At 68.4% G+C, this 10,245-nt stretch carries 10 protein-coding genes and 1 pseudogene; 7 read left to right on the plus strand and 4 right to left on the minus strand.

Annotated features, from left to right (window positions below; translation table 11 throughout):
• The 5 genes and pseudogenes from F3J15_RS35960 to F3J15_RS35980 form a co-directional block, all read left to right on the plus strand.
• A pseudogene (locus tag F3J15_RS35960) lies at positions 1-224 on the plus strand (2-nitropropane dioxygenase); the annotation flags it as partial.
• A gap of 80 nt (positions 225-304) precedes the next feature.
• On the plus strand, positions 305-1,759 hold the full coding sequence (locus F3J15_RS35965) for a M20 family metallopeptidase (protein ID WP_046548379.1): 1,455 nt from the start codon (positions 305-307) through the stop codon (positions 1,757-1,759).
• A 55-nt stretch (positions 1,760-1,814) separates the two neighbouring features.
• Positions 1,815-2,924 carry a malate/lactate/ureidoglycolate dehydrogenase gene (locus F3J15_RS35970; RefSeq protein WP_166897332.1) on the plus strand — a complete coding sequence of 370 codons (1,110 nt, stop codon included), beginning with the start codon at positions 1,815-1,817 and terminating at the stop codon, positions 2,922-2,924.
• Entirely contained in the window at positions 2,921-3,532 is a 612-nt protein-coding gene (locus F3J15_RS35975) for a TfoX/Sxy family protein (protein WP_166897335.1), read from the plus strand. Before F3J15_RS35970 ends, F3J15_RS35975 begins: the two co-directional genes overlap by 4 nt.
• 310 nt (positions 3,533-3,842) lie before the next feature.
• Positions 3,843-4,421 carry an NnrU family protein gene (locus tag F3J15_RS35980; RefSeq protein WP_166897338.1) on the plus strand — a complete coding sequence of 193 codons (579 nt, stop codon included), beginning with the start codon at positions 3,843-3,845 and terminating at the stop codon, positions 4,419-4,421.
• An 83-nt stretch (positions 4,422-4,504) separates the two neighbouring features.
• Here the strand turns inward: F3J15_RS35980 and F3J15_RS35985 are convergent, their stop codons facing one another.
• A complete protein-coding gene (locus tag F3J15_RS35985) occupies positions 4,505-5,884 on the minus strand; it encodes an amino acid permease (RefSeq protein WP_166897340.1) in 1,380 nt (459 codons plus the stop codon).
• A gap of 298 nt (positions 5,885-6,182) precedes the next feature.
• On the minus strand, positions 6,183-6,920 hold the full coding sequence (locus F3J15_RS35990) for a sulfite exporter TauE/SafE family protein (RefSeq protein WP_166897343.1): 738 nt from the start codon (positions 6,918-6,920) through the stop codon (positions 6,183-6,185).
• A 775-nt stretch (positions 6,921-7,695) separates the two neighbouring features.
• On the opposite strand from F3J15_RS35990, the gene F3J15_RS35995 reads away from it, so the two are divergent.
• A complete protein-coding gene (locus F3J15_RS35995; RefSeq protein ID WP_166897350.1) occupies positions 7,696-8,844 on the plus strand; it encodes a right-handed parallel beta-helix repeat-containing protein in 1,149 nt (382 codons plus the stop codon).
• Between the two features lie 47 nt (positions 8,845-8,891).
• Here F3J15_RS35995 and F3J15_RS36000 read toward each other — a convergent pair whose 3' ends face one another.
• Both F3J15_RS36000 and F3J15_RS36005 read right to left on the minus strand, forming a co-directional pair.
• On the minus strand, positions 8,892-9,470 hold the full coding sequence (locus F3J15_RS36000; RefSeq protein ID WP_166897345.1) for a DUF488 domain-containing protein: 579 nt from the start codon (positions 9,468-9,470) through the stop codon (positions 8,892-8,894).
• Positions 9,467-9,694, minus strand: coding sequence for a DUF2945 domain-containing protein (locus tag F3J15_RS36005; RefSeq protein WP_089485313.1), 228 nt, complete (start codon positions 9,692-9,694; stop codon positions 9,467-9,469). Before F3J15_RS36005 ends, F3J15_RS36000 begins: the two co-directional genes overlap by 4 nt.
• A 236-nt stretch (positions 9,695-9,930) precedes the next feature.
• Here F3J15_RS36005 and F3J15_RS36010 point away from each other — a divergent pair.
• On the plus strand, positions 9,931-10,245 hold a 315-nt coding region (locus F3J15_RS36010), incomplete at its 3' end, for a glycine zipper 2TM domain-containing protein (protein WP_166897348.1).

The raw sequence follows: 10,245 nt of genomic DNA on the forward strand, positions 1-10,245 counted from the left end.
CGATGAGCGCACTCGCGCCGGCGTTCCCGCTCGCGACGGCCGCGGTCGATCCGCTGCGCGGCGCGTTCGAGCGGCAGGGCCGCGACGACTTCTCGCTGCTGTGGTCGGGCGAGGCCGCGGCGCTCGCGCGTGAAGCGGATGCGGGCGAACTGACGCAACGCCTGTGGCGCGACGCGCTGGCGTGCGCGGCGGGGCTGCGCGACGCGTTCCCGCAGGCGGTCTGAGCGACCGGGAAGGGGGCGCCGGTGCGGGAGCATCGGCGTATCATCTGGGTTTTCGTCAGCCCGATCCAGGCACCCCCACCATGACCTCCGTCGACACTACCCCCGTCCTCGACCATGACAAGCTCGTTACCTTCATCGAGCGCAAGTGGAACGATGAAATCCTCCACGCCCTGACCGACTACATCGCGATCCCCGCGAAGAGCCCCGCATTCGACCCCGACTGGGCGAAGCGCGGCTATCTCGAGCGCGTCGTCACCGATGCCGCGCAGTGGGCCGAGCGCCAGCCCGTGAAGGGCCTGAAGCTCGAAATCGTACGCCTGCCCGGCCGCACGCCGGTGATCTTCTTCGAATCGCCCGCCACGCGTTCCGGCAGCACCGACACGATCCTGCTGTACGGCCACCTCGACAAGCAGCCCGAATTCGACGGCTGGCGCGCGGACCTCGGCCCGTGGACGCCGAAGTACGAGAACGGCAAGCTGTACGGCCGCGGTGGCGCGGACGACGGCTATGCGATCTACGCGAGCCTCGCGGCGCTCGGCGCGCTCGACGAGCAGGGCATCGAGCGGCCGCGCTGCGTCGGCCTGATCGAGACCTGCGAGGAATCGGGCAGCTACGACCTGCTGCCGTACGTCGATGCGCTGCGCGACCGGCTCGGCCAGGTGTCGCTCGTCGTGTGCCTCGATTCGGGCGCCGGCAACTACGACCAGATGTGGCTTACCACGTCGCTGCGCGGGCTCGTGTCCGGCGACCTGCAGGTCGAGGTGCTCGAGGAGGGCGTGCACTCGGGCGTGTTCGGTGGCATCGCGCCGTCGAGCTTCCGCGTGATGCGCCAGCTGTTCGAGCGCCTCGAAGATGCGAAGAACGGCAACCTGCTGCCGGGCGTGTTCCATTGCGAGATTCCGGACAGCCGCGTACGCGAAGCCGAAGCGGCCGCTTCGATTCTCGGCGACGCCGTGTGGAAGGGGCTGCCGTGGGCGTGCGGCGCGGACGGCAAGCCGGTACTGCCGACCACGACCGATCCGCGCGAGGCGCTGCTGAATTCGACGTGGCGTCCGTCGCTGTCGGTCACCGGCGCGGCCGGCCTGCCGGCGCTCGCCGATGCGGGCAACGTGCTGCGTCCGCGCACCGCGTTCAAACTGTCGCTGCGCCTGCCGCCGCTCGTCGACGCCGCGCAGGCCGTGCAGCAACTGAAGGAACTGCTCGAACTCGATCCGCCGTACAACGCGAAGGTCACGTTCAAGCCGGACGCGGGCGCCGCGACGGGCTGGAGCGCACCGGATCTCGCGCCGTGGCTCGCGTCGTCGCTCGATGCCGCGTCGCGTCGCCACTTCGGCGCCGATTGCGCGTACATGGGCCTCGGCGGCACGATCCCGCTGATGAACGTGCTGCAGGAAGGGTTCCCGTCCGCGCAGTTCATGGTGTGCGGCGTGCTCGGGCCGAAGTCGAACGCGCACGGCCCGAACGAATTCCTGCACGTGCCGTATGCGAAGAAGCTGACGGCGGCGGTCGCGGACGTGATCGCGACCGCGCGCTGATTGCTTCGCGCTCAGCAGTGACAACTGTCCGACCCAACCTCACGGAGCCTTGCCGATGACCGCACTGCCGACGCCCGATACCGAACCGCTGCGCATGCGCGCCGAACCGCTGCATGCATTCGTCGCGGCACTCTGGGAACGGGCCGGCAGCAGTGAGCGCGAGGCCAGGCTCGTCGCCGATCACCTGGTCGGCGCGAATCTCGCGGGCCACGATTCGCACGGGATCGGAATGATCCCGAACTACGTCGCGTCGTGGCGGGAAGGGCAGCTGCAGTTGAACGGGCACGCGTCGATCGTCCGCGATGGTGGTGCCGTGCTGACGATCGACGGCGGTCGCGGCTTCGGCCAGGTGATCGCGTTCGAGGCGATGGTCGAAGGGATCGACCGCGCCCGACGCATGGGCATCTGCGCGATCGGGCTGCGCGACGTGCATCATCTCGGCCGCATCGGGCACTGGGCCGAGCAGTGCGCGCGTTCGGGGCTCGTGTCGTTCCATTTCGTCAACGTGCCGGGCGACCTGCTGGTCGCGCCGCTGCACGGCACCGATCCGCGCTTCGGCACGAACCCGTTCTGCGCCGCCTATCCGCGTGCGGGCCGGCCGCCGCTGCTGCTCGATTTTGCGACGAGCGCGATCGCGTACGGCAAGACGCGCGTCGCGTACAACCAGGGCAAGCGTGTGCCGGCCGGCTCGCTGATCGACCATCGCGGCCAGCCGACCGACGATCCGGCCGTGATGCACGAGCAGCCGTTCGGCGCGCTGCTGCCGTTCGGGCTGCACAAGGGGTACGCACTGGCGGCGATGTGCGAGATTTTCGGCGGGGCGCTCGTCGGCGGGCATACGACCTACGGCGACACGCTGCAGAAGACGAGCGCGATCGTCAACGGGATGCTGTCGGTGCTGATCGATCCGAACGCGTTCGATGCGGCCGACGCGCAACGCGAAGCCGATGCGTTCGTCGCGTGGGCGAAGGCGTCGCCGCAGGCCGGCGACGCGCCGGTGCAGGTGCCGGGCGAGCCGGAGGAAGCGAGCCGTGCGGCGCGCGGTGCCGGCGGCATTCCGGTCGACCGCGCGACGTGGCGGCAGATTCGCGAGAGCGCGGCGGCGGTCGGCTTCGACGAAGCCGGGCTGGACGCGTGGACGCAGCGCTGCACGGCATCCGCATGAGCTGGCAATCGGAAAAGGCGCACGGCGAGGAGATCGCGTATCAGCTCGCGCCGCTCGGCAACGTCACGGTCGTGCGCTTCTTCAGCGGTGCGGCGATGCGGCTCGACGGCGTGATGTTCGGCTTCATGTCGCGCGGGTCGCTGTTCCTGCGTGTGGACGACGTGAACCGTCCGGCGTTCGTCGCGGCGGGGATGGGGCCGTTCTCGTACGAGCGGCCCACGCGCACGGTTTCGCTCGACGGCTATTACGAAACGCCGGCCGACGTGCTCGAGGACGCCGGCGCGCTGTTCGACTGGTGCCGCAGCGCGTATCGCGCGGCGCTGCTGGCGGGGCCGCCGAAGCGCAAGGCGAGGGCGGTGCCGAAAGCGAAGCCGATACAGGAAGCGAAACCGGCGTCGAAGCGAACCGGCAAGCCGGCATCGAAGATACTGCCGAAAGCGGCGCCGGTTCAAGAAGCGAAGCCCACCTCGAAGCGAGCGGCCAAACCGGCATCGAAAGCGTCGCCTAAGCCTGCTTCTGCGCAGGGATCCAAACCCGCCTCGAAGCGAACCACCAAGCCGACGTCGACACCTGCGGCGAAATCCCCGGCGAAGCGCAAGCAAACATAGTGCCCATCGCGCGAAGCGAAATCCGCGCGATTTTTCCTTTTTGTCGGCCCGGCCGTCGCCCGGCGATTCACGCGACATGCGCCGGCTGGCGCAAGGGCGGCCGGGGGAGGGACACAGTCACGAAAGCGTCAAGCTCGTGGCGCACCGCACATCCCCATGCTTCACAACGGCGGCCCCGGCGTTTATGATCGGCGCGGGTTGCACCCGTGCCTGGCGCGACCCGCGCCGGTCTCGCCGCCGGCGCCGCGAACGGCGCATCGTACGCCGCGCGGGACGCTTCCCCACTCATCATTCCAGACGGAGACAGCCGATGCTCGTCCTGATTCTCGGTTTAGCGATCTTCCTCTGTGTGCACTCGATCCGGATCGTCGCGGACGGCTGGCGGTCAGCGACGATCGAGCGGATCGGCGAGAAGCGCTGGAAGGGCCCCTATGCGATCGCGTCGATCATCGGCTTCGTGCTGATCATCTGGGGGTACGGCATCGCGCGCCAGGGCGCGACGCTGCTGTGGGTGTCGCCCGTCGGCGTGCGCCACCTCACCGGCATGCTGACCGCGATCGCCTTCGTGCTGATCGCCGCCTCCTACGTGCCCGGCAACCGCATCAAGACGCTCGTCGGCCATCCGATGGTGGCCGGCGTGGCGGTGTGGGCCATCGCGCACCTGCTCGCGAACGGCACGCTGCACGCAGTCGTGCTGTTCGGCGCCTTCTTCGTGTGGGCGCTCGTCGATTTCGTCGTGTGGCGTGCGCGTGATCGCCGCGAAGGCGTGCGCTATCCGGCGGGCAGGCTGTCGGGCGACGTCGTGGCGATCGTGGCCGGGCTCGTCGTGTGGGCCGTCTTCGCGTTCTTCCTGCACGGCTGGCTGATCGGCGTGCGGCCGTTCGGCTGAGCGGCCGAGAGATTGAGCGACTGAGACGTTGAGCGACTGAGCGGCGGCCGACCGGCGCGCCGCTCGCCCGCCTGGGGCAATGGTCAGCGCGCCTTCGCGCCGGCCGTATCGCCGAGTTGCACCGGCTTGCGGCGCAGGAAATAGGCCGCGACGATCGCCAGCGCCGTCAATACCGTGAACCAGAACTGGAAGCGCGAATCCGGGTTGAACGCCTGCGAGCCGAGCACGGCCACCAGCGCCAGCAGCGCGATCCAGTTCGACACCGGATAAAACCACGCGCGGAACGCCTGCGGATCGCGTGGTGCGTGCTTCTCCTGCCGGCGCATCGCGAAGTGCGCGACGATGATGAAAATCCACACGATCATCACGAACGCGCCGCTGCTCTTCGCGAGCATCAGGAACAGGTCGCCGCCGCTCACGAAGTGAACGCCGAGGATCGACACGCAGATCGCGAGGCACAGCACGAGCGCGTTCATCGGCACGCCTTTCGCGTTGGTCCGGCCGAACATCGCGGGCGCGTGGCCGCGCTGGCTGAGCGAGAACAGCATGCGCGAGTTCGAGAACAGGAACGAGTTCATCACCGACATGAACGACACGAACAGCACGATCTTCATCGCGACGGCCGCGCCCGTGAAGCCCGCCATGCTGAACAGCGACACGTACGGCGATTTCAGGTTGGCCTTGTCGGTCCACGGCATGCACAGGATCAGGATCGACACCGAGCCGACGTAGAACACCATCACGCGCACGATCACGCTCTTGATCGCACGGATCACGTTCTTGCTCGGATTCTCGGATTCGCCCGCCGCAACGGCTGCGATTTCGCTGCCGCCGAGCGAGAAGATCACGACCATCACGCCGGCGAGCACGGGCGACATGCCGTTCGGCATGAAGCCGCCGTGATCGGTCAGGTTCACGAGCCCCGGCGCGGGAATGCGCGGCTGGAAGCCGAGCAGGATCGATGCGCCGAGTGCCATGAAGATGATGATCGTCGTCACCTTCGCGAACGACAGCCAGTATTCGGCTTCACCGAACGAGCGCACCGAGTACGCGTTGCTCGCGATCAGCGTGACGAGCATGAACAGCGCGCCGCCCCACACGGGCAGCCACGGCAGGAAATCGTGGAGGATCGCACCGAGCAGGATCGCCTCGACGGTGATCGTCATCATCGACTTGAACCAGTACAGCCAGCCGACCGCGAAGCCGGCCCATTCGCCGAGATAACTGCTGGCGTAGGTGGAGAACGATCCGCTGTCGGGGTGGCGGGACGCCATTTCGCCGAGCATGAACATGACCAGCGTGACGATCACGCCGCCGATCAGGTACGACAGGATCGCCGCGGGGCCGGCGGTCGCGATGATGGCGCCGGAGCCGACGAACAGGCCCGCGCCGATCACGCCGCCAAGCGCGATCATCGTGATGTGCCGTTGCTTGAGGCTTTGCCTCAACGAGTTGTCCTGCATCTCCTACCTCTAGTTATTGTTGGCCCGCTGGCCGGGAGCGCATCGGGCAGCGCGGCGGCGAGCGTTCTGCCGCCGCATGGGCGCCGATGTCGAGTGAGCGTGTGTGACGCGATGTGCCGGGCCGCCGGCGGTGAATCGGAATGGCGGCCGCGAAGTGCCGGTCGGTGCCCGCGAGAGGGCGATGGCGACGACCTCCCGGATTGTGGGCGGACACCGTCGTCACGGCAAACGAGATATGCGAAAGACGTCTTGCGGTTTGCTCATCAATTGCCGCAGCGGCGGCAGGCGTATGCGCGCGTCAGATCGGCTTGACGAACAACCCGACGGTCAGCGCCGCGCCGATACAGACGATCCCGATCCGCAGCACGCGTTCGTTCACGCGATGCAGCGCCCACGTGCCGAGCAGCCCGCCGACGATCGCGCCGCCGCCGAGCGCGAGCGCCTTGCCCCAGTGCAGGTGCGGCGACGTGAGGAACAGCACGACGGCCGATGCGTTCATCACACCCGCGAGCGCGTTCTTCGTCGACATCGCGTGGCGCGGCGACAGGCCGGCCATCGTCAGCACGGCCATCATCAGGAAGCCGAGCCCGCCGCCGAAGTAGCCGCCGTAGATTGCGATCGTGAACTGCGAGAGCGCGGCGGGGACGGTACCGAGGTGGGCCGTGCCTTCGCTCGGCTTGCGGAAAAAACTGCCCCACGCGAACACGATCGTCGCGAACAGCACGAGCCACGGCACGAGGCGCGAGAAGATCGACGACGGGGTTTTCAGCAACAGCAGCCCGCCGAGCGCACCGCCGACCACGCTGATGAAGAACATCGCGCGAAACGACAGCCTGCCGACGCCGCGCACCATCTTGCGGCTCGCCCAGCCGGTCGCGACCTGCGCGGGAAACAGCGCGACCGTCGACGTGATGTTCGCCGCGAGCGGCGACATGCCCGACACGATCAGCGCGGGCAGCGTGACGAACGAGCCGCCGCCGGCCAGGGTGTTCTGCAGTCCGGCCCACAGGCCGGCGAGGATGACGAGAGCGAGCATCGGAGAGGGAGCGGGAGCGGAAGGTGACGGGGCTCACCTGCCGGAAGCGGGCAGGCGCGGCGAACGCACGATGGTAATGCAGGACCGCGGGCGGCGTGAACTGGTGTGATCGCAGTGTCGTCGCGGGCCTTCTCGGCCGGCGCAAGCGACGATGCCGCACCGCCCGCGACCAAGGTCGAGGATGGCCCGGGCGGGCGGACGGGCGGTCTTACGACGTCGCGCGGCCAATGTCGGATTGTCGAACGACGCGCGCGAAATAGACTGGTAGATGAGCGGTGGGAAAGAGCCGGCAGGGTCGGGGGCAGCCGGCGCCCGGTGCGCTCGGGAACGCAGTTCCTGTTGACGGGTTCGATTCCGGCCACGCGGCGCCGGCGCGCCGGAATCGGGCCGCCTTTTCTCGGGGGATACGCATGCGCGCCGGCGGGCGAACAGGCGACCGGGTGTCGATCGCGGCGACGCGACGGCGCTTCGTTGCCGTTGCTCCGCCGTATCGACGGAGCACATGAATGTCGCAGTCGGGATAGTTCGGCGCGTGTGCTGCGCGCCGTGCGATCGCCGTTGCTCGAACGTCTCGCGACCGTCAGCCGTTGGCCGGTCGTCGCTGGCGAACGGGCGAGAGAGAACAACCATGAGAAAGTCGTTTCGAGGGGGCGGTCCGAGTACGGCCGTGTGCCTGATCTGCACCGCATGTTTCGCCGCATCGCCGGCGGCCGCCTACATGCCGGGCGGCCCGCGGCACGCGTATCCGTCGCGCAGCGCGCAGGGACTTCCAACCGTGACCGTCCAGCCGACGGCGAACGGCGGCGACCAGGCCGACGCGCTGCAGGCCGCGTTCGATGCATTGCAGCCGGGCCAGCGCCTCGTACTTGCGCCGGGACACTATGCCGTCGGTCGGTCGCTGAAGGTATCCGGAACGAACGTCGTGATCTCGGGCTATGGCGCGACGCTGGTCGCGACGGATCCGGCCAATCAGACCATCGTGATGAGCGGTAGCGGTTCGACGCTCGTCGGCGTCACGCTGGTCGGCACGGGTACGACGCGGCTGACGACGCCCGCATCGACGAAGGTCGAGGTGACGGGCACCGGCGTCCAGGTGCTCGGCGTGACGATCCAGGGTGGCGCCAGCGCCGGGATCTTCATCTTCGGCGGCAGCAACGTGGCGATCGTGGGTAACACCGTGCAGGCGACGCTGGCCGACGGCATCCACACCACCTACGGCTCGACCAACGTGCTGGTGCGCGGCAACACCGTGAAGGACACCGGCGACGACCTGATCGCCGTCGTCAGCTATCAGGGTGACGGCCGTCTCAACGCCAACGTGCTGATCGACGGGAATGCGGTGTCCGGCAACGACTGGGGACGCGGCATCGCCGTGGTCGGCGGGCGGTCCGTGACGATTTCGAACAACACCGTCAGCGGCGTTCAGAAGGCCGCCGGCATCCTGATCGCGCAGGAGGATGGCTGGAAGACCTACGGCGTGTCGGACGTGGTGATCGAGAACAACGTCGTCGGCGCGATCCAGGACGGCACGAATGCGAACAACGGCCTGCCGCCTACCCAGCAGGGCGCGATCGAACTCGATACCTGGTCTGGGACGGTGTCGTACGTCGTCGTGAAGGGCAACCGCGTATCGGGCTCGGGCTATGCCGGCTTCCGGGCATTGGGGAACGTCTGCCATTTCGCGGTGGCCGACACGACGCTCGCGTCGATCGCCGGCACGCCGGTGTCGCTGCTGACGAACCACTGCCCGGCCGCCGGTATCGTCGCGTACGGCAATTCACTGGGCGGCGTGGCGTTGGCACCGCCGGTCGGTGCTTCCCCGTCCGGGACGATTCCGGCCGGCGGCGCGGTGACGTCGGGGATGCCGGTGGTGCGCACGAGCCTGATGCAGGCGAATGGCGCGTACGCATCGGCGCGGAACTGACGATGTTCGTGACGTGCCGCCGGCCGTGCAGTCGAACGGGCGCCGCGCTATGCGTTCGGGGGCGCGGTTGCCCCCGGCGCCGTGGTGTCGTCCCCGGCGTCCGGATAGACGATCGTGCCGTCAGGCCGGATCACCGCGCCGGCCGTCAGGTGCGCGGGTTCCACGCGGTGGGGGCCCATGATGTGCAGCACCGTTTCGCCGCGTGCGATCAGGTAGTCGGACACGATCCGCCGGTGGCAGCGCCACCACACCGCTTCCGAGCACATGATCGCGCAGCGCTGCGCATGTCCCTGCGCGATCAGCCGGTCGAGGCCGTCGCGAAACTCGGGTGACAGTGCGTAATCGGCATAGCGGTGAAAGCTCGGGTTGGTCCAGAAGTCGTTGACGTCGTCGGGCACGCCGCGCGACTTGCCGCGCAGCCCGCCGAGTTCGGCGATGTGTTCATACGCGATATCGGCGGCGGCCAGCGCGTCCGGCAGCGTCGCTTCGTTGAACTGGGGATTGGCGCGCGAGCGCGTCATCTTGCGGATATCCGCGAGCAGCGCGATATCGACTGCGTCGAGCATCCCGACGAACGCGTCGAGCGTGCGGTTCGAGTGGCCGATCGTGTAGAACGGGAGCGTCATGCGTCGTCCTTGTCCGCGATGCGCTCGAGCACGCGGCCGCGATGCGCGGCGATGTGGTCGGTGCGGTCGCTCTTGATCTCGTACTGCGGATCGTCGGGCGACGCGCGATGGCGGTGGCCCTTGTAGTCGAAGTCCGCGGTGTGGATCGCGATGATCGTGCCGGTCACGTAGCCGGCCTCCGAATTCCACCGGACGTGGTCGCCCAGCTTGAACGGCGTCGTCATGCGGGAGACCCTCCTTGGGCGGTTGCGGTGTGCGTCGATCCGCGCGGCGCGCGTCGTCATGCCGGGGGAAAGGTGTTTTCATTATCGGCCGCGACCGTTCGCGGAAAAAGACACAGTCCGCTCAAACCCGGGCTCCGGCCAGGGCAATGCCCGATTTAACGCTTCATTACGATGGGCGTCTCGGAAAGGTGTTAGATTCGCCCATCGATATCTCGCAAGGCGGAGAGGGCAGACAGATGCTGAAGAAACTGGCAGGGATGGCTGTGGTGGTCGGTGCGGCGGCGGTGGCGTCGCTGCCAGCCGTGGCAGGCGACACGAACAACGCACTGGGCGGCGCGCTGGGTGGCGTCGCCGGCGCGGCGGTCGGTAACGCGATTGGCGGCAGCACGGGCACCGTGATCGGCGGGGCAGTGGGTGGTGGCGCGGGCGGTGCGGTGACGTCGAACAAACACGAACGCACGGGCGCGATCGTCGGCGGCGCACTGGGCGGCGGCGCAGGCGCCGCTGCGGGCAACGCGATGGGCGGCACGGCCGGCGGGCTCGTCGGCGCC

This window comes from Burkholderia sp. Ap-955 (genome assembly GCF_011753045.1).
GTDB classification, from domain to species: domain Bacteria; phylum Pseudomonadota; class Gammaproteobacteria; order Burkholderiales; family Burkholderiaceae; genus Burkholderia; species Burkholderia lata_D.

Coding starts and splice junctions, on each gene's coding strand:
- F3J15_RS35970 (WP_166897332.1), top strand. CDS start 1,815: ATGACCGCACTGCCGACGCCCGATACCGAACCGCTGCGCATGCGCGCC.
- F3J15_RS36000 (WP_166897345.1), bottom strand. CDS start 9,470: ATGACGCTCCCGTTCTACACGATCGGCCACTCGAACCGCACGCTCGAC.
- F3J15_RS36005 (WP_089485313.1), bottom strand. CDS start 9,694: ATGACGACGCCGTTCAAGCTGGGCGACCACGTCCGGTGGAATTCGGAG.
- F3J15_RS35985 (WP_166897340.1), bottom strand. CDS start 5,884: ATGCAGGACAACTCGTTGAGGCAAAGCCTCAAGCAACGGCACATCACG.
- F3J15_RS35965 (WP_046548379.1), top strand. CDS start 305: ATGACCTCCGTCGACACTACCCCCGTCCTCGACCATGACAAGCTCGTT.
- F3J15_RS35990 (WP_166897343.1), bottom strand. CDS start 6,920: ATGCTCGCTCTCGTCATCCTCGCCGGCCTGTGGGCCGGACTGCAGAAC.
- F3J15_RS35980 (WP_166897338.1), top strand. CDS start 3,843: ATGCTCGTCCTGATTCTCGGTTTAGCGATCTTCCTCTGTGTGCACTCG.
- F3J15_RS35975 (WP_166897335.1), top strand. CDS start 2,921: ATGAGCTGGCAATCGGAAAAGGCGCACGGCGAGGAGATCGCGTATCAG.